Annotated in this window: 25 protein-coding genes and 1 tRNA gene; 22 read left to right on the top strand and 4 right to left on the bottom strand. The window is 71.9% G+C overall.

Annotation, left to right across the window (positions count from 1 at the left end):
* Positions 1-42 precede the first annotated feature (42 nt).
* Positions 43-918 carry an adenylate/guanylate cyclase domain-containing protein gene (locus EJF31_RS16770; protein ID WP_221767619.1) on the bottom strand — a complete coding sequence of 292 codons (876 nt, stop codon included), beginning with the start codon at positions 916-918 and terminating at the stop codon, positions 43-45.
* Positions 919-1,022: 104 nt separating this feature from the next.
* Here EJF31_RS16770 and EJF31_RS16765 point away from each other — a divergent pair, with 104 nt between their 5' ends.
* Genes EJF31_RS16765 through EJF31_RS16745 form a run of 5 tightly spaced genes read left to right on the top strand, consistent with a single transcriptional unit; the run spans position 1,023 to position 5,264 of the window.
* The gene (locus EJF31_RS16765) at positions 1,023-2,099 is read left to right on the top strand and encodes a ferredoxin reductase (protein WP_125038268.1); all 1,077 of its coding nucleotides are present in this window, start codon (positions 1,023-1,025) and stop codon (positions 2,097-2,099) included.
* Positions 2,100-2,134: 35 nt separating this feature from the next.
* Positions 2,135-3,352: an acyl-CoA desaturase gene (locus tag EJF31_RS16760; RefSeq protein WP_125038267.1), complete on the top strand. Its 1,218-nt coding sequence runs from the start codon at positions 2,135-2,137 to the stop codon at positions 3,350-3,352.
* Entirely contained in the window at positions 3,349-3,657 is a 309-nt protein-coding gene (locus tag EJF31_RS16755) for a hypothetical protein (protein ID WP_125038266.1), read from the top strand. Before EJF31_RS16760 ends, EJF31_RS16755 begins: the two co-directional genes overlap by 4 nt.
* A gap of 18 nt (positions 3,658-3,675) precedes the next feature.
* Positions 3,676-4,758, top strand: coding sequence for a DNA polymerase domain-containing protein (locus EJF31_RS16750; RefSeq protein ID WP_125038265.1), 1,083 nt, complete (start codon positions 3,676-3,678; stop codon positions 4,756-4,758).
* The gene (locus EJF31_RS16745; RefSeq protein ID WP_125038264.1) at positions 4,755-5,264 is read left to right on the top strand and encodes a DinB family protein; all 510 of its coding nucleotides are present in this window, start codon (positions 4,755-4,757) and stop codon (positions 5,262-5,264) included. The genes EJF31_RS16750 and EJF31_RS16745 overlap by 4 nt, the downstream gene beginning before the upstream one ends.
* A gap of 2 nt (positions 5,265-5,266) precedes the next feature.
* Here the strand turns inward: EJF31_RS16745 and EJF31_RS16740 are convergent, their stop codons facing one another.
* Both EJF31_RS16740 and EJF31_RS16735 read right to left on the bottom strand, forming a co-directional pair.
* Positions 5,267-5,818: a hypothetical protein gene (locus EJF31_RS16740; protein ID WP_125038263.1), complete on the bottom strand. Its 552-nt coding sequence runs from the start codon at positions 5,816-5,818 to the stop codon at positions 5,267-5,269.
* Complete coding sequence (locus EJF31_RS16735) at positions 5,811-6,938, bottom strand: ATP-dependent DNA ligase (protein ID WP_125038262.1); 1,128 nt, start codon at positions 6,936-6,938, stop codon at positions 5,811-5,813. Before EJF31_RS16735 ends, EJF31_RS16740 begins: the two co-directional genes overlap by 8 nt.
* 139 nt (positions 6,939-7,077) lie before the next feature.
* Here EJF31_RS16735 and EJF31_RS16730 point away from each other — a divergent pair, with 139 nt between their 5' ends.
* The 7 genes from EJF31_RS16730 (at position 7,078) to EJF31_RS16700 (ending at position 12,643) form a co-directional block, all read left to right on the top strand.
* Positions 7,078-7,512, top strand: coding sequence for an adenylyltransferase/cytidyltransferase family protein (locus EJF31_RS16730; RefSeq protein ID WP_125038261.1), 435 nt, complete (start codon positions 7,078-7,080; stop codon positions 7,510-7,512).
* Positions 7,509-9,092: a class I SAM-dependent methyltransferase gene (locus tag EJF31_RS16725; protein WP_125038260.1), complete on the top strand. Its 1,584-nt coding sequence runs from the start codon at positions 7,509-7,511 to the stop codon at positions 9,090-9,092. Before EJF31_RS16730 ends, EJF31_RS16725 begins: the two co-directional genes overlap by 4 nt.
* The gene (locus EJF31_RS16720) at positions 9,089-9,343 is read left to right on the top strand and encodes a DUF6752 domain-containing protein (RefSeq protein WP_125038259.1); all 255 of its coding nucleotides are present in this window, start codon (positions 9,089-9,091) and stop codon (positions 9,341-9,343) included. The genes EJF31_RS16725 and EJF31_RS16720 overlap by 4 nt, the downstream gene beginning before the upstream one ends.
* Before the next feature lie 26 nt (positions 9,344-9,369).
* Positions 9,370-9,448: transfer RNA gene (locus EJF31_RS16715), tRNA-Gln, on the top strand.
* 47 nt (positions 9,449-9,495) lie between these two features.
* Entirely contained in the window at positions 9,496-10,095 is a 600-nt protein-coding gene (locus EJF31_RS16710; RefSeq protein ID WP_125038258.1) for a uridine kinase, read from the top strand.
* A gap of 36 nt (positions 10,096-10,131) precedes the next feature.
* The gene (glmU, locus tag EJF31_RS16705; RefSeq protein ID WP_125038257.1) at positions 10,132-11,628 is read left to right on the top strand and encodes a bifunctional UDP-N-acetylglucosamine diphosphorylase/glucosamine-1-phosphate N-acetyltransferase GlmU; all 1,497 of its coding nucleotides are present in this window, start codon (positions 10,132-10,134) and stop codon (positions 11,626-11,628) included.
* A 43-nt stretch (positions 11,629-11,671) separates the two neighbouring features.
* Positions 11,672-12,643 (top strand): ribose-phosphate diphosphokinase, encoded by a 972-nt coding sequence (locus tag EJF31_RS16700; protein ID WP_125038256.1) that lies wholly within the window; start codon positions 11,672-11,674, stop codon positions 12,641-12,643.
* A gap of 95 nt (positions 12,644-12,738) precedes the next feature.
* On the opposite strand, the gene pepN is transcribed toward EJF31_RS16700, so the two are convergent.
* Positions 12,739-15,150 (bottom strand): aminopeptidase N, encoded by a 2,412-nt coding sequence (pepN, locus tag EJF31_RS16695; protein WP_125038255.1) that lies wholly within the window; start codon positions 15,148-15,150, stop codon positions 12,739-12,741.
* A 274-nt stretch (positions 15,151-15,424) separates the two neighbouring features.
* On the opposite strand from pepN, the gene EJF31_RS16690 reads away from it, so the two are divergent.
* From EJF31_RS16690 to EJF31_RS16645, 10 genes are all read left to right on the top strand, one after another.
* Complete coding sequence (locus EJF31_RS16690) at positions 15,425-16,099, top strand: 50S ribosomal protein L25/general stress protein Ctc (protein ID WP_125038254.1); 675 nt, start codon at positions 15,425-15,427, stop codon at positions 16,097-16,099.
* 50 nt (positions 16,100-16,149) lie between these two features.
* The gene (gene pth, locus EJF31_RS16685; protein WP_125038253.1) at positions 16,150-16,752 is read left to right on the top strand and encodes an aminoacyl-tRNA hydrolase; all 603 of its coding nucleotides are present in this window, start codon (positions 16,150-16,152) and stop codon (positions 16,750-16,752) included.
* A 25-nt stretch (positions 16,753-16,777) separates the two neighbouring features.
* Positions 16,778-17,560 (top strand): 3'(2'),5'-bisphosphate nucleotidase CysQ, encoded by a 783-nt coding sequence (locus EJF31_RS16680; protein WP_125038252.1) that lies wholly within the window; start codon positions 16,778-16,780, stop codon positions 17,558-17,560.
* Positions 17,561-17,563: 3 nt separating this feature from the next.
* A complete protein-coding gene (locus EJF31_RS16675) occupies positions 17,564-18,169 on the top strand; it encodes an HAD family hydrolase (RefSeq protein ID WP_125038251.1) in 606 nt (201 codons plus the stop codon).
* A 70-nt stretch (positions 18,170-18,239) separates the two neighbouring features.
* Entirely contained in the window at positions 18,240-18,656 is a 417-nt protein-coding gene (locus EJF31_RS21950; RefSeq protein WP_185736323.1) for a VOC family protein, read from the top strand.
* A 208-nt stretch (positions 18,657-18,864) separates the two neighbouring features.
* Positions 18,865-19,872: a phosphate ABC transporter permease subunit PstC gene (gene pstC, locus EJF31_RS16665; protein WP_125038249.1), complete on the top strand. Its 1,008-nt coding sequence runs from the start codon at positions 18,865-18,867 to the stop codon at positions 19,870-19,872.
* A 1-nt stretch (position 19,873) separates the two neighbouring features.
* Positions 19,874-21,049 (top strand): phosphate ABC transporter permease PstA, encoded by a 1,176-nt coding sequence (gene pstA, locus EJF31_RS16660; RefSeq protein WP_125038248.1) that lies wholly within the window; start codon positions 19,874-19,876, stop codon positions 21,047-21,049.
* On the top strand, positions 21,049-22,680 hold the full coding sequence (locus EJF31_RS16655; RefSeq protein WP_125038247.1) for a phosphate ABC transporter substrate-binding protein PstS: 1,632 nt from the start codon (positions 21,049-21,051) through the stop codon (positions 22,678-22,680). The genes pstA and EJF31_RS16655 overlap by 1 nt, the downstream gene beginning before the upstream one ends.
* The gene (locus tag EJF31_RS21945; RefSeq protein WP_185736322.1) at positions 22,677-25,259 is read left to right on the top strand and encodes a hypothetical protein; all 2,583 of its coding nucleotides are present in this window, start codon (positions 22,677-22,679) and stop codon (positions 25,257-25,259) included. The genes EJF31_RS16655 and EJF31_RS21945 overlap by 4 nt, the downstream gene beginning before the upstream one ends.
* Positions 25,256-26,248, top strand: coding sequence for a class E sortase (locus EJF31_RS16645; protein ID WP_125038246.1), 993 nt, complete (start codon positions 25,256-25,258; stop codon positions 26,246-26,248). The genes EJF31_RS21945 and EJF31_RS16645 overlap by 4 nt, the downstream gene beginning before the upstream one ends.
* The last annotated feature ends 124 nt before the right edge of the window (positions 26,249-26,372 follow it).

Genomic DNA, 26,372 nt, shown 5'->3' with positions numbered 1-26,372 from the left:
CCACGGTAGTCGCGCCGACAAGGCAGACCGATGGTCCAGGCCTTACCGATCGGTGACGGCGGCCGCGTCCGGGTCGTCCCACGCCACGACGTGCACCGCGTGCACCCCGGCCAACCCCTTGAGCTTCGCCTCGCGGGACTCCACGACCGGCAGGTCCGGCGTGGCGGCGGCCACGGCCTCGCTGACCAGGATCTCGCCGCCCTGCGCGAGCCCGGCGACGCGGGCGGCGTAGGCGACGTTCCGGCCGAACAGGTCGTTCTCGCGCCGCACCGCCTCGCCGCGGTGGATGCCGATCCGCACCCGGACGTCGGGGTCCAGCGGCCGTCTCCGCCGCCCGGCCAGCGCACGTTGGACGTCGACCGCGCAGGCGACCGCGTCCGCCGCCGGCCCGAACGCGACCATGAACCCGTCGCCCTGGGTCTTGATGACGTGCCCGTCGCGGGCCGCCACGCAGCGGCGTACGACGGCGTCGTGCCGCTCCAGCACGCGCACCCACGCCTTGTCCCCGAGCTCCTCGTTGAGCGCGGTCGACCCCTCGATGTCGGAGAAGAGGATCGCCACCGACCCGTCGCCCGCGGCCAGCCGGACCAGGTCGGGCCGCTCCACCTGCGCCCACCCGGCGAGCTCCTCGACCGAGCTGCGCAGCGCCCCGCCCACGCCCTTCTCGCGCACCAGCGCGGCGGTCTCCCAGACCGCCTTCACCGCCTCCCGGGTGGACGGGACCCGCGGCGGCGCGAGCCGGGGACGCCGACGCCCACGCTCCAGGTCGCGCTCGATGCGCTCGTCCAGCTCCCGCTCGAGGCGGCCGGCGCGCCGCGTCACCCGGCGCCACAGCACCACGACGGTCACGAGCGCGGCCAGCTCGCCCGCGGCCACGACGGCCAGGGCGACCACCAGCAGGACCACGGGAGTGCTCACGAGAGGCGATGGTGCCAGTCGCGCCTCACCCCTGGGGAGGGTTGACCATCTCAGTAGACAAGTGTTCACTGAGCAGTTCCGGGCAACCACAGCAGGGGGAACGCATGGCGACAGGCACGATCTCGTGGCAGAAGGTCCGCGAGGCCGGCTCCAAGCTGACCACGCCCTTGCACCCCGACGACTACCTGCGCCTGGTCAACCCGCTCTGGAGCGCCCGCGAGCTGCGCGGCCGGGTCGAGGAGGTCATCCCCGAGACCGAGGACGCCGCCACCCTGGTGATCCGGCCCGGGTGGGGCTGGCGCTACGACCACCGCCCCGGCCAGTACGTCGGCATCGGGGTCCAGGTCGAGGGCCGCTTCCAGTGGCGCTCCTACTCCGTGAGCTCGCCGCCGCGCCGCCGCGGCCGGACGATCTCGATCACCGTCCGCGCGATGCCGGAGGGCAAGCTCTCCGCCCACCTGGTCAACGGCCTCGCGCCGGGCACCATCGTGCGGCTGGCCCTGCCCGAGGGCGACTTCGTGCTGCCCGACCCGCCCCCCGCCCGGATGCTCTTCCTCGTGGGCGGCAGCGGGATCACGCCCGTGATGGCGATGCTGCGCACCCTCGACCGGCGTGGCTCGATGCCGGACGTCGTCCTGCACTACTCCTCGCCCACCCCCGAGCGGATGATCTTTCGCGACGAGCTCGCCGCCCTCGAGGAGCGGCACCCGCGCCTGGTCGTGCACCGGCTGCACACCGACACCGACGGCATGCTCGAGATGGGCAAGCTCGACGCGATCTGCCCCGACTGGCGCGACCGCGACACCTGGGCGTGCGGCCCCGGCCCCATGCTCGACGCGATCCACGAGCACTTCGAGGAGGCCGGGCTGGAGGACCAGCTGCACCTCGAGCGGTTCTCCCTCGAGCTCGGCGGCGACGGCGGCGAGGGCGGCACGGTCACGTTCCGCAACTCCGGCAAGAGCATCGACGTCGACGGCGCCACCACCGTCCTCGAGGCGGGCGAGCAGGCCGGCGTCGGGATGCCCTACGGCTGCCGGATGGGCATCTGCCACACCTGCACCCTCACCCTCGTCTCCGGCCGGGTCCGCGACCTGCGCAACGGCGACGAGTACGACCAGCCCAACGAACAGGTGCAGACCTGCGTCACCGCTGCCGTCGGCGACTGCACCCTCGACATCTAGCCCGAGACCCAACCCCGGATCCAGGAAGGCACCCCATGGCGATCAGTGACGTCCAGGAGTACACCCACCTCACCGACGACGAGGTCGAGCAGCTCGGCCGGGAGCTCGACGCGATCCGCGCCGAGGTCGAGGAGTCGCGCGGCGCCGCCGACGCGGCGTACATCAACCGGATCATCAAGCTCCAGCGCGGGCTGGCGGCCGCGGGCCGGGTCACGCTCATGGCCGGCACCCAGTCCCGCCGCAGCCGCAAGGCCGCCCTCGCGACCGGCGCCGCCCTGCTCGGCGTGGCCAAGATCCTCGAGAACATGGAGATCGGCCACAACGTCATGCACGGCCAGTGGGACTGGATGAACGACCCGGAGATCCACTCCAGCAACTGGGAGTGGGACACCGCCCAGCCGGCCGAGCAGTGGAAGCACTCCCACAACTACATCCACCACCAGTTCACCAACGTGCTCGGCCACGACAACGACATCGGCTACGGCATCCTGCGGATGGCGCGCGAGCAGAAGTGGCACCCCGCCAACCTCGGCCAGCCGGTCTACAACGCGCTGCTCGCCGGGCTGTTCCAGTGGGGCGTGGCCCTGCACGACCTCGACCTCGAGGCCATCCGCAAGGGCAGGAAGGACCCGAAGGAGATGAAGCGGCAGCTGCGCCAGATCGCGCGCAAGGGCCGCAACCAGATCCTCAAGGACTACGTCGTCTACCCGGCGCTGTCGGGTCCGCAGTGGAAGGCCACGCTCAAGGCCAACGCGACGGCCAACCTCGCGCGCAACCTGTGGTCCTACATGATCATCTTCTGCGGGCACTTCCCCGACGGGGCGCTGCACTTCACCGAGGAGGAGCTCGAGGACGAGACCCGCTCGGAGTGGTACCTCCGCCAGATGCTCGGCTCGGCCAACTTCGAGGGTGGCACGGCGCTGCACATCCTGAGCGGCAGCCTCGGCTTCCAGATCGAGCACCACCTCTTCCCCGACCTGCCCAGCAACCGCTACCCCGAGATCGCGGTCAAGGTCCGGGCGCTCTGCGAGAAGTACGACATCCCCTACACGACCGGCCCGCTGCACCGGCAGTACGGCCAGGCCCTGCGCACGATCATGAAGCTGTCGCTGCCCAACGGCATGACCGGCAGCGACCAGCCCGAGCCGCCCTCGCCGTCCGTGGACCGATCGCGCAAGACCGACGCCGAGAGGCCCGTACGCCGCAAGGAGCTCGGCGGCTGGTCGCGCGGCTCGTCGCGGGAGGCCTCGTGACCGTGACCCAGGCTTCGCGGATCCACGACCGGCGCTGGGTCACCCAGTGCGCGCTGTCGCGGATCTGCGGGGGCTGTGGCCAGTCGCTGGGCCGGCCGATCGCCTTCGTCGGCACGCCGGACGAGATCGGCCGCAATGCCTTCCACGCGCCGCCGCTGCACGTCGCCTGCGCCGAGTCGCTGCTGGCCCTGCCCGGCGCCGACCCGGACTGGCAGGTCGTGACCACCGCGGGCTTCGAGTTCGTCCGCCCGGCGAAGGAGGACGAGGACCGGCGACCCACGTTCCGGCCCAACTCCCTGCTCTGACCCGGCTAGCGTGTCCCCATGCCGAAAGCTGCCGCAGCGGAGGTCGACGCGGGGGGACGCGCGGTCCGCGTCTCCAGCCCCGACCGGGTGATCTACGAGGCCACCGACACCACGCCCGAGGTCACCAAGCTGATGGTGGCGGAGTACTTCGCCTCCGTCGGCGACGGCCTGATGCGCGCGCTCCGCGACCGGCCGACGGCGCTCGAGCGCTGGACGTCCGGGGTCCGGCCGGGCATGAAGCTGGCCACCGGCCCGATGGACAAGGGCGCCGACGCGTTCTACCAGAAGCGCGTCCCCAAGGGCGCTCCCGACTACCTCGAGTCGGTCGAGGTGACCTTCCCCTCGGGGCGCACCGCCGACGAGATCTGCCCGACCGAGATCGCCGTGCCCGTCTGGTGCGCGCACATGGGCACGCTCACCTTCCACCCCTGGCCCGTTCGTCGCTCCGACGTCGACCGCCCCGACGAGCTCCGCATCGACCTGGACCCCCAGCCCGGCACGTCCTTCGCCGACGCCGTCCGGGTGGCGTGCGTGGCCCGGGAGCTGCTCGAGGACCTCGGCATCACCGGCTATCCCAAGACCTCCGGCAACCGCGGCATCCACGTCTTCGTCCGGATCAAGCCGGAGTGGGACTTCGCCGACGTGCGGCACGCCGCGATCGGCTTCGGCCGGGCGCTCGAGCAGCGCGACCCCGGCGTCACGACGGCCTGGTGGAAGGAGGAGCGCGGCGAGCGGATCTTCGTCGACTTCAACCAGAACTGCCGTGACCGCACCATCGCCTCGGCCTACTCGCTGCGGCCGATCCCCGGCGCGCCCGTGTCCACGCCGATGACCTGGGACGAGCTCGCGGGTGTCACCGACCCCCGGGAGTACAACCTCTTCACGGTCCCCGAGCGACTCGCCGACGGCGACCCGTGGGCCGGCATCGACGACGTCCACCACGACCTGACCCCGCTGCTGGAGCTCTGGGAGGAGCTGCCGGGCGGCGAGCTGAACTACCCGCCGGACTACCCCAAGATGCCCGGCGAGCCGCCGCGCGTGCAGCCGAGCAAGAAGGTCGAGTCGCACTGGGACGCCGACGGCAACCGGGTGGAGCCGTGAGGGTCGAGCCCGATCCCGGGTTGGGCGGGGAGGCGGCGCACCACGCGGCGTACCTCGACTTCTACCGCGCCACCTGCATCGAGAAGTGCCGCTCGCTGCCGGAGGAGGACCTGCGCGCCTCGCGGCTGCCGTCGGGGTGGACGCCGATCGAGCTGCTCCAGCACCTGGCGTTCATGGAGCGGCGGTGGTTCGTGTGGGGGTTCCTCGGGGAGCCCGTCGACGAGCCGTGGGGCGACTCGCAGGGTGACGGCGACCGACGGTGGGCGGTGGCCGCGACACACACGCTCGAGGACGTCGTCGGGCTGCTGGACGCCGGCGCCGCCCGCACCCGCGCGGTCCTCGAGGCGCACGACCTCGACGAGCCGGGGTCGACGGCCGGCCGCTTCGCGGGCATGACGCCGCCGGACCTGCGGTGGATCTGCTTCCACGTGCTGCAGGAGTACGCCCGGCACGCCGGGCACCTCGACGTCGCCGTCGAGCTGGCCGGCGGTCACACCGGGGAGTGACCTCAGAGGCCGGAGACGCCCTCGCCGGCGCCGGACTGCTCGTCGAAGTTCTCGTGCTCGAGCAGGTGCAGCACCGGGACGCCGATCTTGCGCCGCGCCCGCGAGGTCCAGTCGACGTGGAAGAACTCCGCGACGACGTGGGACCGGGTCAGGATGATCGCCTCGCGGCCGTCGACGGCGGTCACCATCGTGGCCAGCGCGTCGATCGGCGGCTCGGACACGACGCAGCCCTCGGCGGTCGCGCCGGCGCCGCGCAGGGCGGCGAGGGTGGCGTCGAGCTCGGCCGAGGAGCGCTCGGCGCAGTCCTTGCGGACCGCCTCGAGGTCGACGTCGTTCATCGCGAGGGCGGGGGAGCCCAGCACCTCGCCGGCCGACAGCGAGCCCATGGCCGACTCGATGCGGGCCGCGGCGTCCTCCATCGGCATCAGCACGTGGTAGGTCACCGGCTCGTCCAGGCCCTCGTGCAGGGAGCGCACCTGCGCCGCGTCGGCGGGCGTCAACGCCTGCTCGACCAGCAGCACGACGTGGTAGGTCTCGGCGTTGGTCTCACTCATGGCGGTCGCCTCCTGCGATCGGGGTCACACCCAGAATTTTAGCCAGGTCATAGCTGACCGGCTCCTCGAGCTGTTCGTAGCCGCACGACCCCGGGTCGCGGTCGGGCCGCCACCGCTTGAACTGCGCGGTGTGCCGGAAGCGGCGGCCCTCCATGTGGTCGTACTTCACCTCCAGCACGCGCTCGGGACGCAGCGGCGTGAACGAGAGGTCCTTGCCGGCGCTCCACCGGCTCTGCGTGCCGGGGACCCGGTCGGGGTTGGCGATCGCCCATTCGGCCCACTCACCCCACGGGTGCTCCTGGATCGGGCAGACCAGTGGCGCGAGCTCCTCGACGAGCTCGGCGCGTCGCTTCTCGGTGAAGCTGGCGCTGACGCCGATGTGCTGGAGCTTGCCCTCGGAGTAGAGGCCGAGCAGCAGGCTGCCGAGCAGCGGCCGCTCCGGGGTGCTGTTCTTGTGCTCGCGGTAGCCGGCGACGACGACGTCGGCGGTGCGCTCGTGCTTGATCTTCAACATCGTCCGCGCGTTCTGCTGGTAGGGCGCCCCCAGTGGCTTGGCCACGACGCCGTCGAGCCCGGCCCCCTCGAACTCCGTGAACCACTGCGTGGCCTCGGCCGGGTCGGTGGTGGTCCGGCTGAGGTAGCAGGGTCCGTCGAGCCCGGCCAGGGCCTCCTCCATCGCCGCGCGTCGCTCGGACAGCGGGCGGTCGACGTACGACGTGTCGCCGAGCGCCAGCAGGTCGAAGGCCACGAAGCCCGCCGGCGTCTTCTCGGCGAGCATGTCGACGCGCGACTTCGCGGGGTGGATGCGCTCCTGCAGGGTCTCGAACTCCAGTCGGTCGCCGCCGTCGTCGGTGCGCAGCGCGACGAAGACCTCGCCGTCGAGGACGCAGCGCTCGGGCAGCTGCTCGCGGATCGCGGCCACGAGCTCGGGGAAGTAGCGGGTCAGCGGCTTGGTGTTGCGGCTGGTCAGCTCCACCTCGTCGCCGTCGCGGAAGACGATGCAGCGGAAGCCGTCCCACTTGGGCTCGAAGCTCAGGCCGCCGTGCTTCGCCGGGTCGGGGATGCCGGCCACGGCCTTGGCGAGCATCGGTTGCACGGGCGGCATCACGGGCAGGTCCACGGGACCGACAGTAGTGGTGCTGGTCCGGCAGTGGGCGCTGTCGTGGAGGTCACGCGGTTCGCGTGGCTCGGAGGGACGCCCATGTATTAAAGTCCAGTAAATCAGTTGAGAAACACATGAGAACGGAAGGTGGCGGCTCGTGACGGGTCCCTCGATCGGCTACGTGCCCGGGGTCTTCGACCTCTTCCACGTCGGCCACCTCAACGTCCTCACCCAGGCGCGCGCCCTGTGCGACGTGCTCGTGGCGGGCGTCGTCTCCGACGAGATGTGCGAGCAGGCCAAGGGGATCCGGCCGTTCGTGCCGCTGGAGGAACGGCTCGCGATCGTCGACGGGCTGCGGATCGTGGACGCGACCTACGCCGAGACCACGCCCGACAAGCTGGACGCCTGGCGGCAGGTCGGCTTCCACCAGCTGTTCAAGGGCGACGACTGGCGCGACACCCCCCGGGGCCAGGCCCTCGAGGAGCGGCTCGCGACCGTCGGCGCCAGGGTCGTCTACTTCCCCTACACCGTCCAGACCTCCAGCACGGCCCTGCGCCGCGCCATCGACCGGGCTGCGGGCCGGGCCTCGTGACCGGGACCGTGACCGTGACCGAGCAGGGGATCACGCTCGCCTCGCCGGGCGTCGAGCCGCTCGTGCTCAGCCTCGACGGCCGCTACGTCTGGTCGTTCTCCCCGGGGCGCGACGGCGTCCCCGCCCGCGGCGGCACGTTCGTGGCGTGGCCGGACCAGCTCCGGCGGTTCCTGCGCGGCACGGCCGTCGTGCGCGTGAGCGACGTACCGGGCACGCGGGTGCTGCTCGAGGACGAGGTCACCCTGGGTGGCGCGTCCGGCCGCCGGATCGGAGTCGTCGACCCGCAGGGGCTGCCGCTCGCGATCGACAAGGTCGGCCACCTCTGCCGCGCCTTCTCCGCGACCGAGGACGCCGTCCGGGACGAGATCCTCGCCGGCACCCGCCGCGCCCTCGACGACCTGGCCGAGGGGTGTGGCGTCCGGGCCTACCTCAACTACGGCGCGCTGCTCGGCGCGGTCCGCGACGGCGCGATGATCGCGCACGACTCCGACACCGACGTCTGCTACCTCTCCGAGGCGTCGTCGCCTGCCGAGCTGATCCTGGAGAGCTACCGGATCGAGCGGACCCTGCGCGGGCGCGGGTGGAACGTCCTGCGGATGTCCGGCGGCGACGTGAAGCTGCTGCTCCCGCTCTCGGACGGGCGGCAGTGCCACATCGACGTGTTCGTGGCGTTCCGCATTGCCGGCACGTTCTACCAGCTCGGCAACCGCAGCGGCCGGCTGCCGGAGTCGGCGATCCTGCCGCTGTCGACGATCACCCTGCACGGCCACGCGTTCCCGGCGCCGGCGGACCCGGAGGCCATGCTGGCGTTCGTGTACGGCGCGGGCTGGCGCGTCCCGGACCCGTCCTTCCGCTACGCCGACCCGGTGGCCGGCGTGCGCCGCCTCGACGGCTGGCTGCGCGGCTACCGCACCGACATGGGCCGCTGGACCGAGTTCTACCGCAGCCCGGACGCCAGGCGGATCTCGCAGAGCGGCTCGGCCTTCGCGCGCTGGGCGCACCAGCAGGTCCGCAGCACCGGGGCGATCGCCGACCTCGGCTGCGGCAACGGCCGGGACGCCGTCTACTTCGCCAAGCGGGGCCGGCCGGTCGTCGCCTACGAGTTCTCCCGCGCCGCCCGCGGCACAGCCCGACGCCGCATCGCGAGCAAGGGGCACGGGATCGACGTACGCCTGCTGATGCTGGGGGAGCTGCGCTCGGTGCTGCTCGCCGGCGCCGAGCTCGCCCGGACCCGGCACCACCTCTACGCGCGGCAGCTGCTCGGCTGCCTCGACGCGCCGGCCCGCGCCAACCTGTGGCTGATGTCCCGGATGGCGCTGCGGCACGGCGGCTCGCTGCTGCTGGAGTTCAGCGCCGAGACCGGCGAGCAGAACCCCGGGCCCGCCCCAGGGCCGGCCGGCCTGGTCCGGCGCCTCGACGTCGACGCCGTCCGCCGTGAGATCGAGGCGGCCGGCGGCGTGATCGCCCGCGAGGAGCTCGCCGAGGGCGTCGACATGCTCGGCGAGCCCGACCCGCTCGTCTGCCGGATGCGCGTGCTCTGGCCGCGTCCCACACCCAGCAACCCCAGGAGAACCGGATGACCGCCACCTCGCTCGACCGGGCCCGCGCCCGCGCCGCCTTCCTGCGCGAGCGCTACCAGCGCGCCCGCCGCCACCCGCTCACCGTGCACGCCCGCCTCGTCGCGCTGGAGGAGGAGGTCCAGGAGCAGCGTCAGCTCAACCGCCGCCTCGCCGAGCTGACCGATGTCGTCGCCGAGCTGCTCATCCCGATCCAGGACCGCGATGCCGACCGGGCCGCCGAGGTCCTCGCGGCCTACCGCACCAGCATGTGACCCGACCCTTAGGCTGTGCGGGTCAATCCCCGGTTGGTCTGCCGGCAGGGCCCGCCTGACTTTGAATCAGGACTAGCGACGTAGGTTCGACTCCTACCCGGGGAGCAAATGCGCTGGCGCGTGCCGGCCGACCTGCACCACCATGGCCCGCGATGCCCACCGAGACGACGTACGACGACCTGCTGGGGCGGATCCGCACCCTGATCGCCACCTCGGACCGCGTCCCGGTCGTCGGGATCTCCGGGCACGGCGGGGCGGGCAAGTCGACCCTGGCCTGGGCGCTGGGCGCCGACCTCGCCCTCGGGGCGGACCGGGTCGTCCCGACCGACCGCTTCTACGCCGAGTCGTGCGGGCCGGACGCCGGGATGTGGGAGCAGCACGACTGGGCGCTCCTCGAGGCGCTGGTGCGCAGTGCGCGCACGACGCCGCCGCCGGACCGGATGCGCTACACCTACCGGTGGTGGACCGGCGAGACCGGCGTGCGCGACGACCCGATGCCGCCGGTGCTGATCGTCGAGGGGATCCGCCTGTTCAGCGACCGGACCCGCGACTGGTTCGACCTGTCGGTGTGGATCGACATGGACCCCGACACCGCCGGCGGCCGCGCGAAGGCCCGCAACCTGCTGCAGGGCGACGACGCGGCCGAGCTCGGGCTGTGGGACACCAAGTGGATCCCCGAGGGGCACGCGTACGCCGCCACGGTGCGCCCCGAGCTGCGTGCCGACCTGGTGGTGCCCGCCCGGACCCAGTGACTTCGGGCTGTCACGCGCCGGTGACAGACTGCGGCCATGACCAAGGACCTGACCGTCATCGTCCTGGCCGCCGGCGGCGGCACCCGCATGAAGTCCAAGACCATGAAGGTGCTGCACCCCCTCGGCGGCCGCACCATGATCGGCCACGTCCTGGCCGCCGTGCGCGACATCGAGCCGCGCCACGTCGTCGCCGTGGTCGGCCACCAGCGCGAGCAGGTCGGTCCGCACATCCAGGAGCTGATGCCCGACGCCGTGCTCGCGGTCCAGGAGACCCAGGACGGCACGGGCCACGCGGTCCGGATCGCGGTCGAGGCAGCCGGGAAGATCGACGGCACCGTGCTCGTGGCCTACGGCGACACCCCGCTGCTCACCGGCGAGAGCCTCAAGGCGTTCGCGGCCGACCACGAGGCCGCCCAGCGCGCGGTCAGCATCCTGTCCGGGATCGTGGCCGATCCCTTCGGCTACGGCCGGATCGTCCGCAACCACGAGGGTGACGTCGAGGCGATCGTCGAGGAGAAGGACGCGACCCGCGAGCAGCGCGAGATCACCGAGATCAACTCCGGGATCCTGGCCTTCGACGCGGAGTTCCTCCTCGAGGCGCTGCCCCGGATCGGCAACGACAACGCCAAGGGCGAGTACTACCTGACCGACACCGTCCAGATCGCGCGCGACGCCGGCCTGACCGTGGGCGCCTGGGCGATCGACGACGTCCGGCAGACCGAGGGCGCCAACGACCGCGCCCAGCTCGCCGACCTCGGCCGCGAGCTCAACCAGCGGATCGTGACCCGCTGGATGCGCGAGGGCGTCACGGTCATGGACCCCCAGACCACCTGGATCGACTCCGACGTCGTGCTCGCCCGCGACGTCACGATCCTGCCCGGCACCCAGTTGCTCGGCGCGACCCTCGTCGGCGAGGACGCCGTGATCGGCCCCGACGCGACCCTGAAGGACTGCGAGGTCGGCGCGGGCGCGCGCGTCGTCCGCACGCACGGCGAGCTCGCCGTGATCGGCGAGGGCGCCTCCGTCGGGCCGTTCGCCTACCTCCGCCCCGGCACCCAGCTCGGCACGAAGGGCAAGATCGGCACGTTCGTGGAGACCAAGAACGCCGCGATCGGCGACGGCGCGAAGGTGCCCCACCTGTCGTACGTCGGCGACGCCGAGATCGGCGAGGGCACCAACATCGGCGCCGGCACGATCTTCGCCAACTACGACGGGGTCGCCAAGCACCGCACCACCGTCGGCCGGCACGCCCGGACGGGCTCCAACAACACCTTCGTCGCGCCGATCACCATCGGCGACGGCGCCGGCACCGCGGGCGGCACGGTCGTGCGCCGCGACGTACCTCCCGGCGCCCTGGCGGTCTCGAGCGGCCCGCAGCGCAACCTCGAGGGCTGGGCGCAGAAGAAGCGCGCCGGCACCGCGCAGGGCGACGCCGCCGCGGCGGCTGCCGCCGTAACGGAGGGTGAACGAGACCTGTCTCACCCCGGCGGTGCCGGAGTTGGGCAGACCGACGCCGGTGGTGGAGAATCCTGACCGAACCCCGCCGGCGATCCAGGAGCTGCCCACCGTGACCGGAATGAAGCGGACCACCGAGAAGAACCTCATGGTCTTCAGCGGCCGGGCTCACCCCGAGCTCAGCGCCGAAGTCGCCTCGCTGCTCGGCACGGGCCTCGTCCCGCAGTCGGCCTACGAGTTCGCCAACTCCGAGATCTACATCCGCTACGAGGAGTCGGTCCGCGGCTGCGACGCCTTCGTGATCCAGAGCCACACGGCTCCGATCAACGAGTGGATCATGGAGCACCTGATCATGGTCGACGCGCTCAAGCGCGCCTCCGCCAAGCGGATCACCGTGGTCATGCCGTTCTACGGCTACGCCCGCCAGGACAAGAAGCACCGCGGGCGCGAGCCGATCTCGGCCCGCCTGATGGCCGACCTGTTCAAGACCGCAGGCGCCGACCGCCTCATCACGGTCGACCTGCACGCCGACCAGATCCAGGGCTTCTTCGACGGTCCCGTCGACCACCTGATGGCGCTGCCGATCCTGGCCGACTACGTCAAGGAGAAGTACGGCGACCAGCGGCTCGCCGTCGTCTCCCCGGACGCCGGCCGGATCAAGGTCGCCGAGCGCTGGTCGGCCCGCCTCGGCGGCGCCCCGCTGGCCTTCATCCACAAGACCCGCAACATCGACCGGCCCAACGAGACCATGGCCAACCGCGTCGTCGGCCAGGTCGAGGGCCGCATCTGCGTGCTCGTCGACGACATGATCGACACCGGCGGCACGATCGTGAAGGCCGCCGAGGCCCTGATGGCCGACGGTGCCGCGGGCGTGGTCATCGCCGCGACCCACGCGATCCTGTCCGACCCCGCCGTCGACCGGCTCAAGAACAGCCCGGCCACCGAGGTCATCGTCACCAACACGCTGCCGATCAGCAGCGACCGCAAGTTCGACAAGCTCACCGAGCTGTCGATCGCGCCGCTGCTCGCCCGGGCCATCCGCGAGGTCTTCGAGGACGGGTCCGTCACCAGCATGTTCGACGGGCACGCCTGATCGTCGTCTGATCGAGGGATAGTCCGTCACCTTCTGGCTGTGGATATCGACTGTCCACAACCAGAAGGTGACGGACTACCTCCCCGCCGCCCTCCTCAGCCGACGAGGTCGTCGAGCCGGTCCTCCCACTGCCGCCGCAGCACGGTCGGCAGGTCGTCCTCGAGGGCGGTGCGGAGCCGGTCGGTCTGCTGCTCGGTGAGCAGCAACGCCGGGAACGCCCGCCCGACGACCTGCGCGAACGCCTGGCCGCGCGCGGCCCACGTGGGCGCCTCGTCGAGGTAGCGGTCGACGTACGGCGCGAGCAGGTCGGCCTGCCCGGGTGACCACAGCCCCTCCATGGCGGAGGTGAAGAGCCGGTTGTCGACGTCCGGGTCGGAGACGACGGCCCAGGCGTCGGCCTTGGCCTGCGCGGTCGGCCGGGCTGCCAGGGCGGCTGCCACGCCCACCCGTCCGTCGCTGCCGGCGTCGCGGGCACCCTCGGCCGCGATGGCCTCCGCGTCGAGCGCCCCGAGGGCGGCCAGTCGGCGCACGGCCCGCCAGCGCAGGGCCGGCGCGAGGGGCAGCTCGCCGACCGCGTCGGAGGCGAGCCAGCCGAGCAGCGGCTCGGGGTCGTCGCAGGTGTCGGCGTAGCCGCTCGCGAAGGCGCGCGCCAGGTCGGGGCTGGTGGCGTGCTCGAGCCCCGTCGAGCAGGCCGAGGCCAGCGTCGCGAGGGCCGCGGGCGCCTCGGCGGCGGGCACCCGCAGCGGCAGCACCCGGCCGAGCGTCCGGTTGAGCACCGACGACACCATCGTCGCGCTGCGCTCGCCGGGCAGGTTGCGAGCGACCAGGTCGACGAACTCGTCGGGCCCGAGCTGCCGGGTCTGCACCCGGTCGAAGAGCATCGTCCACAGCACCGCCCGCGTCAGGTCGTCGTCGACCCGGCACAGCCCGGTCGCGACCACGGCGGCCGAGGCGTCGTCGAGCACGATCCGCGCGAACGTCTCGCCGTGGCTGTTGGGCACGACCGCGAGGCCGGCGTACGACGGCAGCGGCACCGGGTCGTCCGCGACGTCGACCAGCTCGCTGCCGACCTCCCGCGCCCCGTCGTCGTACGCCGTGACGCGGATGCGGTGCGGACGGGTCCCGTCCCGGTGGAGCACCGGCACGCCGGCCTCGTCGCGCTCGACCCGGATCGTGTCGAAGCCGGTGGTGCGCAGCCACAGCTCGACCCAGGAGCGGACATCGCGGTCGGAGGCCTCGTCGAGCGCGGCCACGAAGTCGTCGAGCGTGGCGTTGGCGAAGCGGAAGCGGGTCAGGTAGGTGTTCACGCCGCGCAGGAAGGTCTCGTCACCCAGCCAGGTGACCAGCTGGCGCAGCACGGAGTTGCCCTTGGAGTAGGAGATCGCGTCGAAGATCGTCGCGGCGGAGTCGACGTCGGGCACGTCCTCGGCCTCCGGGGCGACCGGGTGGGTCGAGCGACGCCGGTCGGCGTCGTACGCGTTGGGCTTGCGGCCCACCTCGTGCCCGAGCAGCGCGCCGTGGAAGCCCGCGCCGTCGGCGGCCACGCGGTAGCCCATGTAGTCGGCGAAGCTCTCCTGCAGCCAGGTGTCCTCCCACCACGTCATGGTGGCGAGGTCGCCGAACCACATGTGCGACATCTCGTGGGCGATCACGGCCGCGCGGAACAGGCGCAGGTCCTCGGGGACGGCACCGCGGGGGAGGTACTCGTCGCGGTAGGTCACGCAGCCGGGCATCTCCTGCGCGCCCCAGTTGAGCCCGGGCACCAGCACCTGGTCGTAGGAGTCGAAGGGGTAGGGCTCCTCGAAGAGCTCGGCGAAGTGGTCGTAGCAGCCCTCGGTGATCGCGCGCAGCTCGGCGGCGTCGCGGTCGAGCTCGGCGGCCAGCGAGGCGCGGGCGTGCCACCCGAACGGCAGTCCCGCGTGCTCCCAGCGGTACGACGCCCAGGGCCCGGCCGCGACGACGAAGAGTGCGGGCGGGATCCGCAGGGTGGTGGCGAAGCGCCAGTGGCCGTCGGCCGACTCGAGCGTCGCGCCGTTGGCCAGCACCGTCCAGGCCGGGGGTGCGGTGACGGTCAGCGCGATGGTGGCCTTGAGGTCGTTCTGGTCGAAGCAGGCGAAGATCTTCTGGGCGATGTCCATGCCGCAGTAGGCGCCGACGTAGCGCTCGCCGTCGGCCGGGTCGGTCATCGTGTGCATGCCGTCGCCGTCGGTGACGTAGGGGACCCGGGCGTCGACCACGACCTCGTGCGCCCCGGTCGCGAGACCGGTCAGCGGCACCCGGCGGCCGTCGTACCCGCCGTCGTCGCGGTCCTCCCCGTCGACCGTCACGCGGACCTCGCGGCCGTGGGCCAGCTCGAGGAAGGTGTCGGCGGTCGGGGGGAGCACGGTGAAGCGGACGGCGGTGCGCACCCCGAACGTGGCGGTGTCGGTCAGGTCGAGGTCGACGTCGTAGGAGACGTCGGAGACGACGGCGGCGCGGTCACGGGCTTCGGTCAGCGTCAGGCTCACGGGTCCACCCAACCAGTCCACCCGTCCACGCCGTCAACGGGGATTCGCCACGCCCCGTCGCCGCGGCTAGACTGCTGCGGTTGCCTCGGCGAGGGACGCCCGGAGTCCGGGTGGTCCGTGATCGACAGGGCTGGCTGACCACAGGTGCGCCGCGCTGCTCGATGTCGACTCCGACCGGGTGCGCGGCGTTTCGTTTGCGGCGCCGGGTCCGAGGCAGCCATCGACCTTTGCAGCACCCCGCTTCCAGAACAGCAGTACGTACGAGGAGATTCGCATGTCCGCCGAGAAGATCACCGCTGAGTCCCGCACCGAGTTCGGCAAGGGCGCGGCTCGCCGCATCCGCCGCGAGAACAAGGTGCCTGCCGTCGTCTACGGCCACGGCAACGACCCGATCCACATCACCCTGCCGGGCCACGACACGATGATGGCCCTCAAGCACGGCGGCGCCAACGCCCTGCTCGAGCTCGACATCGACGGCAAGAGCACCCTCGCCCTGACCAAGCAGGTCCAGGTCGACCCGATCAAGCGCCACCTCGAGCACATCGACTTCGTCGTCGTCCGCAAGGGCGAGAAGGTCACCGTCGAGGTCCCCGTGCACCTCAACGGCGAGGCCGCCAAGGAGACGCTGGTCGTCGTCGGCACCGCGACCATCCAGCTCGAGGCCGAGGCCACGCACATCCCCGAGTTCGTCGAGGTCGACATCGAGGGCCTCGAGGCCGGCACCCAGATCCTCGCCTCCGACCTCACGCTCCCGCAGGGCTCCACGCTGCTGCTCGACGCCGAGACCCTCATCGTCAACATCACCGAGGCGCAGAGCGCCGAGGCGCTGGAGGCGGAGCTGGAGGAGGCCGAGGCCGAGGCCGGCATCGAGCGCGACGAGTCCGACGCCGAGGCCGCCGAGGCTGCCGAGGGCGACGCCGAGAGCACCGAGGCCGCCGACGAGGAGTGATCCTCCGCAGTCTGCTTCACAGGTTCCGTAGAGAGGGCCGGGATTCAGCCGTGACCGCTGCCACCACCACCGACGTGTGGCTCGTGGTGGGTCTGGGGAATCCCGGCCCTTCCTATGCCGGGCACCGCCACAACGTGGGGTACCTCGTCACCGACGAGCTCGCCTCCCGGATGGGCGGGACCTTCCGCGCGCACAAGTCCGGCCGCGCCGACGTGGTCGAGGGCCGGCTCGGTGCGCCCGGCACGCCCGGGCCACGCGTCGTGCTCGCCCGGCCGCGGTGCTACATGAACGAGACCGGCGGGCCGGTCAAGGCGCTCGCCACTTTCTACAAGGTGCCGCCGGAGCGGATCATCGCGATCCACGACGAGCTCGACATCGCCTTCGGCACGCTGCGCACCAAGCTCGGCGGCGGCGACAACGGCCACAACGGGCTGCGCTCGATGCGCGCCTCGCTGGGCACCGGCGACTTCTACCGGGTGCGCGCCGGCATCGGCCGCCCGCCGGGCCGCCAGGACGTCGCGGACTTCGTGCTGTCCAACTACTCCAGGGTCGAGACCAAGGAGCTGCCGTTCCAGGTCGACCACGCGGCCGACGCGGTGGAGACCCTCATCACCGAGGGCCTCGAGAAGACCCAGCAGCGGTTCAACAGCTGAGCGGGTCGGTCGCTAGGGTGACCGGGTGACTTTCGATCCCGGCACCCCGCCCGCTGCAGCCGCCACCGACGACCACGTCCTCGCCACCTGGCTGGCCGAGGCCGCGGGCCGCCGCCTCCTCGAGGTCCGCACCGAGGGCCTGGAGGGCAAGGAGCTCAAGGACGCCGGCGACGCCGCCGCCCACGACCTCCTCATGGCGCTGCTCGCCGAGCACCGGCCCGGCGACGCCGTGCTGTCCGAGGAGGGCAAGGACGACAAGGCCCGCCTCGAGGCCAGCCGCGTCTGGATCGTCGACCCGCTCGACGGCACCCGCGAGTTCTCCGAGCCACCGCGCGACGACTGGGCCGTGCACGTCGCCCTGTGGCAGGACGGCGAGCTGACCGTCGGCGCCGTGGCACAGCCGGCGCTGGGGGAGACCTTCAACACCGGGCAGGTCCCGGTCGTCCCGCCGCGCACCTCGGAGCGGCCGCGCATCGCGGTCTCCCGCAGCCGCCCGCCGGCCTTCGTCAACGCCCTCGCCGAGGAGATCGGCGCCGAGCTGGTCCCGATGGGCTCGGCCGGCGTGAAGATGATGTCGGTCGTGCGTGACGTCACCGACGCCTACGTGCACGCCGGCGGCCAGTACGAGTGGGACTCCGCCGCCCCCGTCGCAGTCGCCGCGGCCGCGGGCCTCTTCACCTCCCGCGTCGACGGCACCCCGCTGCGCTACAACCAGGACGACGTCTACCTCCCGGACCTCATCGTGTGCCGCCCCGAGCTCGCCGAGCGGATCGTCGCCTTCGTCAAGGAGCACGGCACGGAGGCCTGATTCGTGGTCGGCCACGTCCTGCTCGACGCCGACGGGGTGCTCCAACGCCATCCCGTCGGCTGGGTGGAGGCCGCCGCGGCGTACGTCGGTGACGACGCCGCGACCTTCTTCTCCGACGTCACCGCACACGAGCGCGACCTGCTGACCGGCGGCGACGGCTTCCCGGCCGTCCTGGCCGCCGTGCTCGAGAAGTACGGCGTCGCCGCCTCCGCCGACGAGGTCTACCGCGCCGTCTGGCTCACCATCGAGCCGGTCGCCGGGACCGTCGCGCTCGTCCACCGGCTGCGAGGGCTCGGCCTGGGCGTCCACCTGGCGACCAACCAGCAGACCGGTCGGGCCGCCCACATGCGCGCCGAGCTGGGCTACGACGACCTCTTCGACGAGTCGTTCTACTCCTGCGAGGTCGGCGCCGCCAAGCCCGACCCCGCCTTCTTCGGCGCAGCCCTCGACCGCCTGGCCGTGCCCGCCCCCAACGTCCTCTTCGTGGACGACAGCGCCACCAACGTGACGGCGGCCCGCGAGGTCGGCCTCGCCGCCGAGTGCTGGCACCTCGACGAGGGCCTCGGTGTCCTGACGGAGCGGCTCGCCGCCCACGGCGTCCTCGTCTGACATCGAGTCGGCGGCGCCGGCCCGACCAAACCCGTTGCAGGGCGCCGCCGGGCTGGGAAGAGTGCGCGGCATGACTTCGTTCATCTCGCACACGACCATCGACTGCGCCAACGCCTACGAGCTCTCGGAGTGGTGGAAGCCCGTCCTGGGGTACGTCGACCTCGAGGGCGACCCGAACCTCCCGGGCCACGAGGAGTGCCTGATCCGCGACCCCGAGACCGGTCACATGCTGTTGTTCATCGAGGTCCCGGACACCAAGACGGTCAAGAACCGGATCCACTTCGACATCCAGCCGCGGCCCGGCACGACCCGCGACGAGGAGGTCGAGCGGCTGCTGGCGCTCGGCGCCACCTGGGTCGAGGACCACCGCAACATCCGCGGCCCCGGCATCGGCTGGGCGACCCTCGCGGACCCGGCCGGCAACGAGTTCTGCGTGCTGCGCAGCCAGGCCGAGCGGGACGCCAACCCGCAGCCGCAGCCGAGCTGAGGCAACACCCGAGGCCGGTTCGGACTACCCCGGAAATAGTTCGCATAGCCCGAAATGACTACGCCGAGATCGTTGGCATGGCCTGTTGGAGAAAGGCCGTGCTGACGTTCGTTCGTCGTTCACCTGCGAGGGGATCTCTCGTTCCCGCGACCTCCTGAGACTTCTGCCGACTCAGCGCCCGCTGAGCCTCCTGGCCAGAAATCCCACGGTGACGACCCTCCACGCTCCGGACGCCCCCCTCGAGGTGCGCCCCCGCAAGATCTCCCGCAAGGCCACCGGTGCCGACGCGATCTTCGAACACGCCTCCCGCGCGGTGGGCGCCTCGGTGCTGGTCATCACCGGGGGTGTCGGCCTCTTCCTGGCCTGGCAGGCCTACCCGACCCTGCAGCGCTACGGCTTCAGCTTCTTCACCGAGACGCAGTGGCAGCCGGAGACCGACACGCTCGGCATCGCCGCGGTCCTGCTCGGCACCGTCGAGGTCGCGATGGTCGCGATGGCGATCGCCTTCCCGCTGGCCCTGCTCACCGCGCTCTACATCAGCGAGTACGCCCCGGCCGCGATCAAGTCGACCCTGGTCAGCCTCGTCGACCTGATGGCCGCCGTGCCGTCGATCGTCTACGGCCTCTGGGGCTTCTTCCTGATCATGCCGCACGCGGCGGAGTTCGCCCTGTGGCTGCAGAAGCACTTCGGCTGGATCCCGATCTTCCAGGTCCACGCCGACCCCGACGCCGCCGTCTGGGACGCGAGCCGCTACATCGCCAGCGCCTTCTGCGCCGGCATCGCCGTGGCGATGATGGTGCTCCCGATGTCCTGCGCGGTCATGCGCCAGGTCTTCTCCCAGACCCCCGCCGGTGAGAAGGAAGCCGCCCTCGCGCTCGGCTCGACCCGCTGGGGCATGATCCGCGCGGTCATCCTGCCCTTCGGCCGCGGCGGCATCATCGGCGGCACGATGCTCGGCCTGGGCCGTGCGCTCGGCGAGACCATCGCCGTCGTCCTGATCGTCTCGCCCGCCTTCGAGATCAAGCCCCGCATCCTCGAGGTCGGCACCGTCACGGTCTCCTCGCTGATCGCCGGCCGCTTCGGCGAGGCGAGCACCGCCCAGCTCTCCGCACTGCTCGCCGCCGGCTTCGTCCTCTTCGTCATCACGCTGATCGTCAACACGGTCGCCGCGATCATCGTCAACCGCAGCCGCTCCGGCGCCGGGACGGACGCCTGAGATGACGACGACCGAGAGCGCGCCCGAGACCACCGCCATGGCCGGGCAGACCCACCTGCCGACGTACGACGCCACCGCGGCGCCGGCCGTGCCGCGCACCTCGCTGGGCCGGCTGAGCCCCGACGAGAAGTTCACGCTGTTCGGCTCCTGGGCCGCCGGACTCGGCCTGGCCTGGCTCATCACGCAGCGCCTGGTGCCGATGCCCGGCCTGCCCTGGTTCCTCGTCACGTGGTTCGTCATGGGCCTGCTCGTCACCGCCGTCACCGCAGCGATGACGGGTGGGATGACCGAGGTGCGCGACCGGGTCGCCGGCGCGGTCGTCACGGCGGGCGCGGCGGTGGTCGGGGCGGTGCTGGTCAGCGTCGTGGTCTTCGTCGTGCTGCGTGGCTGGCGGCCGCTGATGCACCCGAACTTCTTCACCCACGACATGTCGGGCGTCGGCCCGAAGGACCCCTTCGACCGGGGCGGTGTCGCCCACGCCATCCTCGGCTCCGGCATCGAGCTCGGCATCGGCCTGCTCATCACGCTGCCCCTGGGCATCGGCACCGCCGTCTTCATGACCGAGGTCGGGGGCCGCTTCGCCCGGGTGGTCCGCACCATCGTCGAGGCGATGACCGCGCTGCCCTCGATCGTGGCCGGCCTGTTCATCTACACCGTCTTCATCGTCGCCCTCGGCTACCCCCGCTCCGGCCTGGCCGCGTCGCTGGCGATCGCCGTGATGATGCTGCCGATCATCGCCCGGGCCGCCGACGTCGTCCTGCGCGTCGTCCCCGGTGGTCTCCGCGAGGCGAGCCTGGCGCTCGGAGCCAGCCGGTGGCGCACGGTCTGGCACGTCGTGCTGCCCACGGCCCGTCCGGGCCTCGCGACCGCCGTCATCCTCGGCGTCGCGCGCGGCGTCGGCGAGACCAGCCCGGTGCTGCTCACCTCGGGCGCTGCGGCGTTCATGGTCCAGAACCCCACCGGCGGCGTCATGAACTCGCTGCCGCTCTTCATCTACTCCACGGTCCGCAGCGGCGAGCCGGTGGCGATCACCCGCGCGTTCGCGGCCGCCACCGTCCTGCTCGGCCTCGTGCTGCTGCTCTTCGTCACCGCACGCCTGCTGGCGCGTCCGCGCTCGGCCAAGCCCTCCGTCGTACGCCGGCTCCTGCGCCGGCCCGCCCCGAAGCGAGCCTCCTGATGTCCCGGTTGCGTGTCCTGTCCGCCGTGCTGGCCGCCCTGGCCTGCGTGCTGACCCTGCCCGGTGCGGCCAGCGCCACGGTCTACGCCCAGATCGAGGGCACCGGATCCACGTGGTCCGAGCTCATCGTCCAGCAGTGGATCTCCGACGTGGACGCCAACGGCATGAAGGTCGTCTACACCGGCGGCGGCTCGTCCAAGGGCCGCAAGGACTTCAGCCAGGACAGCACCGACTTCGCCATCTCCGAGATCCCCTACCAGGGCGTCGACGAGCAGGGCAACGCCGACACCAGCAACGGCCGTGAGTTCGCCTACCTGCCGATCGTCGCGGGCGGCACGGCCTTCACCTACCAGCTGAAGATCGGCAACGACCTGGTCCGCAACCTCCGCCTGTCCGGCGAGACGCTCTCCAGGATCTTCACCAACCAGATCACCAACTGGGACGACCCGGCGATCACCAAGGACAACAACGGCCGGAAGTTCCCGTCGCTGCCGATCACGCCGGTCGTGCGCTCCGACGGCTCGGGCACCACCGCTCAGTTCACGACGTGGATGGACAAGATGTACCCGTCGATCTGGCGCCCGTACTTCGGCCGCTCGGGCCTGACGTCCTACTACCCCCGCAAGGGCCGGATGATCGGCCAGGCGGGCTCGGACCAGGTCATGAACACGATCGCGGGCTTCGCGGGCAACGGCTCGATCGGGTACGTCGAGTACTCCTACCCGGTCAACAAGGACTACCCGGTCGTCAAGGTCCTCAACAAGGCCGGCTACTTCGTGGAGCCCACGCAGTACAACGTGGCCGTCGCGCTGACCAAGGCACGCATCAACCAGGACAAGAGCTCGCAGCTCTACCTGACCCAGATCCTCGACGGGGTCTACAGCAACCCGGACCCGCGGGCCTATCCGATCTCCTCCTACAGCTACATGATCATCCCGACGGGCGCCGACGACCCGCGGATGACGACGGCCAAGCGGCAGACGCTCGCCGACTTCATGTACTACTCGCTCTGCGCGGGTCAGACGAAGGCCGGGCCCTACGGCTACTCGCCGCTGCCGCTCAACCTGGTGCAGGCCGGCTTCGACCAGATCGCCAAGCTCAAGAAGGCCGACCCGGACGTCGACCTCACCGACCGCGACGTCACGCAGTGCAACAACCCGACCTTCGACGGCAAGCACCTCGACCAGAACAAGCTGGCCGCGATCGCGCCCCAGCCGGCCGCGTGCGACAAGCTGGGCGAGGGTCCCTGCGGCACCGAGACCGGCAACAACCAGCCGTCCACCGACGACAACAGCGGCGGTACGACGGGTGGCACGACCGGCGGCTCGACCGGCTCGACCGGGGGCGGAGGCGGGGGTGGCTCCGTCGGCCAGGCGCCCGGCGGGACCGATCCGGGGGCGACGACCATCGACCCGGTCACCGGCGCCGTGGTGGGCGCACCCGACGGCACGACCACCTCGGCCGGCGCGATCTACGCCAACCCGACCGAGCTGGTCTCCTCCCGCCCGGCCGACACCAACACCTTCGGGTTGCTGGCGGTGCTCGAGCTGATCGCGCTGATCCTCCTGCCCGGCCTCTACGTCGCGGCCCTCGGCCGTCGACGCAACGCCAACCGGCTCGGTGGCCGATGAGCAGGCGCCTGGTCGCCGGCCTGCTGCTGGCGCTGGTCGGCGGCGGCCTGCTCGCCGACGTACCTGCCGAGGCCGGCCCGACGATCGTGCACGCGGACCGGAAGGGCGACGACTCGTTCACGGCGACCAAGACGCTGACCCGTGTCTTCACCAACGCCGACGGCTCGACCTACGAGTTCCCGAGCCACACGGTCACGGTGAACGCGAACCACACGAAGGACCTGCGGGGCCGCCAGCGGATCCTGATCAGCTGGAAGGGCGCCCAGCCCAGCGGCGGCCGGGCCTCCAATCCCTACGGGGAGAACGGCCTGCTCCAGGAGTACCCCGTCGTCATCCTCCAGTGCCGCGGCACCGACGACGCCTCACTGCCGGTCAAGAAGCAGGTGACCCCCCAGACCTGCTGGACCGGCTCGGTCGCACAGCGCTCGCAGATCACCCGTTCGGACAGCGAGGCGTCCTGGCGCCACGACCTGGTCGCCGCGGAGGCGGACAAGGCCCGCGTCTCGGGCATGGACCCGTTCCCGAGCGCCGAGGACTGCCCCGGGGTCGACACCGACCCCTACTCCACGCGCCTGACGCCGTTCGTCTCGGCCAAGGGCGAGGTCTTCTCGGCCTGCAACGCCGCCCACATGCCGCCCGAGGCCGCGGTGGGCGCGGCCTTCCCGTCCGCCGAGCTGGCCGCGTTCACCGACAAGGACGGCACCGGATCGGTGCAGTTCGAGGTCCGCAGCGACGTCGAGAACGAGTCGCTGGGCTGCAACCACACGACCGCCTGCACCATCGAGGTCATCCCGATCGTCGGCCTGTCCTGCGACCAGCCGTCGTCCCCGCCGACCGGGTCCGACCAGGCCTGCCGCAAGGGCGGTCGCTTCGCACCCGGCTCGAGCAACTTCGCCAACGACGGGGTCGACCAGGCCGTGTCGCCGTCGCTGTGGTGGGCCGCGTCGAACTGGCAGAACCGCTTCTCCATCCCGATCAGCTTCGGTCTCCCGCCGGACGCCTGCGACATCCTCGACCCGCGGGCCCCGACCGGGTTCTACGGCTCCGAGCTCCTCGCCCAGGCCGCCCTGCAGTGGACGCCGGCCTACTGCCTGCGCAAGGACCGCTTCAAGTTCCAGCTCAACCAGATGTCCGACGAGGCCGGCTGGAACCTCATGGAGAGCGGCGGCGGGGCCGCCGCCGAGGTGTCCTCCCAGCACGACCTGCGCGGCACCGACCCCGTGGGCTACGCCCCGACGGCGGTGACCGGCTTCTCCATCGGCTACGTGATCGACAAGCCCGACAATGCGGGGGAGTACGCCGACCTCAAGCTGAATCCGCGCCTGATCGCCAAGCTGATGACGGAGTCCTACCTCGGCTCCGACCTCGGTCGTGGCCATCCCGGGATCGGCGACAACCCGCTCGGGATCATGAACGACCCGGAGTTCCAGAAGCTCAACCCCGGGTTGACCCAGATCTCCCAGGAGGCGGGCGCGGCCCTGCTGTCGCTGTCCAACGACTCGGACGTGATCGAGCAGCTGACCGACTACATCGCCCACGACCCGGAGGCGATGGCCTTCATCGGCGGCAAGCCGGACCCGTGGGGGATGAAGGTCAACCCGGCGTACAAGGACATCACCGTCCCGACCGCCGAGTGGCCGCTGCTCGACTCCTACATCCCGAAGACCGAGAACACCTGCCGGCAGAAGAACCCGGCCGTCTACTTCAGCCAGCTCGCGGCGCCGGTGACGACGCTGCGCAAGATCGCCGAGGCGCTCCTCGACGCGTGGCCCAACGTGCAGACGCGCTGTGACTTCGACCAGTCGACGCAGCAGTACAAGCTGGGCCGCATCGACAGGCAGTCGTTCGGGTCGCGCTTCATGCTCGGGGTCGTCAGCCTCGGCGACGTGCACCGCTACGGCCTGCGCTCGGCAGCACTCGAGACCAGGCCGGGCACGTTCGTCGAGCCCGACGACGCCTCGCTGGCCGCCGCGGTCGACCTGATGACCCAGAAGAAGGACGACCTCCCGTTCGCCCTCGACCAGGCCGACGTGAAGAAGTCGGGGTCGGCCTACCCCGGCACGATGGTCGTCTACACCGCCGCGCGCCTGCAGCACCTCGACGAGGCCGACGCCGCCAAGGTCAGCCAGTTCATCAAGGTCTCGACGACGGAGGGCCAGGAGGTGGGCTCCGGCAACGGCGAGCTGCCCGCGGGCTTCCTGCCGATCCGTGACAGCGGCTCGACGCGCAAGCTCTACGCCTCCGCCCAGGCCGTCGCCGCCGAGGTGGCGGCCCAGAAGGTGCCGCCGACGTCCACGCCGGCCCCGACGCAGGAGCCGACGACCACCGGCGGCGGGACCGGCTCGGGCCCGATCGACGCGCCCGGCACGATCCCGTCCGACCCCGTCCCGTCGGCCGCACCGAGCGCCTCGGCGTCGCCGTCGACGCCGCCCGCTGCGGTCGAGATGCCGGCCACCTCGCCGGTCGGGTCGCGCGTCGCGAGCGGCCTGCTGCCCGCGCTCCTGCTGGTCGGCTTCGCCGGCCTGATGATCGCGAGCGGCCTGCGCTTCTTCGTGAGCCCACCGAGGAGCCGTCCATGACCACGACGATGACCGGCACCGCCCAGCGCAGCAGGCCGGCTCGCCGGCTGCCCGCGCGCGTGCCGTCCCTGTCGGGGGTCCTCTCCGGCCTCCGCGCGTCCGGCCGGCGGCTGGGGCGTCCGGGTCAGCCGGCGCCGACCCGGCCGCCGACGCCCACCGAGTCGGCCGTCTCGGTCGCGTCGACGGCGTTCACGATGGTCGCCCTTGTCTGCCTGTGGACCGTCGCGCAGCTGCTGTTCCTCGGCAACCTGAGCCACGAGCGCGCGCAGAGCCTGCTGTACGGCGAGTTCCGCACCCAGCTCGCCAGCGCCACCGCCCCGATCGGTCCCATCGTCCCGGTCGGCGACCCGGTCGCGCTGCTGACGATCCCGAGCCTGGGCCTGCAGGAGGTCGTCACGGAGGGCACCGCCTCCGGTGACACCCTCGACGGCCCCGGCCACCGCCGGGACACGCCGCTGCCGGGCCAGGAGGGCATCTCGGTCGTCTACGGCCGCGCGGCGACCTACGGTGGTCCGTTCGGGAGGCTCGCCGAGCTCCAGCCCGGCGACCCGATCAGCGTCGTCGACGCGCAGGGCAAGGTCACCTTCCACGTGCTGTCAGTGCGCCGGACCGGAGACCCGCTCCCGCAGCCGCTGGCCGCGGGCAAGGCCCGGCTCACCCTGGTCACTGCCGAGGGCACCGGCCGCTACTCCGCGATCGCCCCCAACGCGGTGATCTACGTCGACGCCGACGCCAAGAAGTCCTTCCCCGCGCCGGCCGGCCGCCCGCTGGCCGTCCCGGAGGCGGAGAAGCCGATGGCCACCGACAAGGGCGCGATGCCCCTGCTGGCGCTGTTCCTGGCCCTGCTGGTGGCGCTGACCCTCGGGGTCGTCGCCGCGCGCCAGAAGTGGTCGGGCCCGCTCGTCTGGGTGGTCGCGGCACCGCTCGCGATCGCCCTGTCCTGGGCCACCACCGACGTGGTGATGCGCCTCTTGCCCAACGTGATCTGAACGCTTGCTGAACGACCGATGGTTCCGCCCCGGAACCCCACCGATGTTCCAAGACTCGACCCTGCAACGCCTCTCGGGAAGCAGCACCGGCACCACCTCCATCACGCAGTTCCGAGCAGCACCC

It is taken from the genome of Nocardioides sp. LS1, assembly GCF_003865225.1.
Lineage (GTDB): Bacteria > Actinomycetota > Actinomycetes > Propionibacteriales > Nocardioidaceae > Nocardioides > Nocardioides ginsengisegetis.
This window is presented reverse-complemented; position numbering and strand designations above follow the sequence as displayed.

Bases quoted from the DNA above. Each gene is read 5' to 3' on its own strand.
- EJF31_RS16765 (WP_125038268.1), top strand. From the start codon at position 1,023: ATGGCGACAGGCACGATCTCGTGGCAGAAGGTCCGCGAGGCCGGCTCC.
- EJF31_RS16760 (WP_125038267.1), top strand. From the start codon at position 2,135: ATGGCGATCAGTGACGTCCAGGAGTACACCCACCTCACCGACGACGAG.
- EJF31_RS16750 (WP_125038265.1), top strand. From the start codon at position 3,676: ATGCCGAAAGCTGCCGCAGCGGAGGTCGACGCGGGGGGACGCGCGGTC.
- EJF31_RS16740 (WP_125038263.1), bottom strand. From the start codon at position 5,818: ATGAGTGAGACCAACGCCGAGACCTACCACGTCGTGCTGCTGGTCGAG.
- EJF31_RS16720 (WP_125038259.1), top strand. From the start codon at position 9,089: ATGACCGCCACCTCGCTCGACCGGGCCCGCGCCCGCGCCGCCTTCCTG.
- EJF31_RS16710 (WP_125038258.1), top strand. From the start codon at position 9,496: ATGCCCACCGAGACGACGTACGACGACCTGCTGGGGCGGATCCGCACC.
- glmU (WP_125038257.1), top strand. From the start codon at position 10,132: ATGACCAAGGACCTGACCGTCATCGTCCTGGCCGCCGGCGGCGGCACC.
- EJF31_RS16700 (WP_125038256.1), top strand. From the start codon at position 11,672: ATGAAGCGGACCACCGAGAAGAACCTCATGGTCTTCAGCGGCCGGGCT.
- EJF31_RS16690 (WP_125038254.1), top strand. From the start codon at position 15,425: ATGTCCGCCGAGAAGATCACCGCTGAGTCCCGCACCGAGTTCGGCAAG.
- EJF31_RS21950 (WP_185736323.1), top strand. From the start codon at position 18,240: ATGACTTCGTTCATCTCGCACACGACCATCGACTGCGCCAACGCCTAC.
- pstA (WP_125038248.1), top strand. From the start codon at position 19,874: ATGACGACGACCGAGAGCGCGCCCGAGACCACCGCCATGGCCGGGCAG.
- EJF31_RS16655 (WP_125038247.1), top strand. From the start codon at position 21,049: ATGTCCCGGTTGCGTGTCCTGTCCGCCGTGCTGGCCGCCCTGGCCTGC.
- EJF31_RS21945 (WP_185736322.1), top strand. From the start codon at position 22,677: ATGAGCAGGCGCCTGGTCGCCGGCCTGCTGCTGGCGCTGGTCGGCGGC.
- EJF31_RS16645 (WP_125038246.1), top strand. From the start codon at position 25,256: ATGACCACGACGATGACCGGCACCGCCCAGCGCAGCAGGCCGGCTCGC.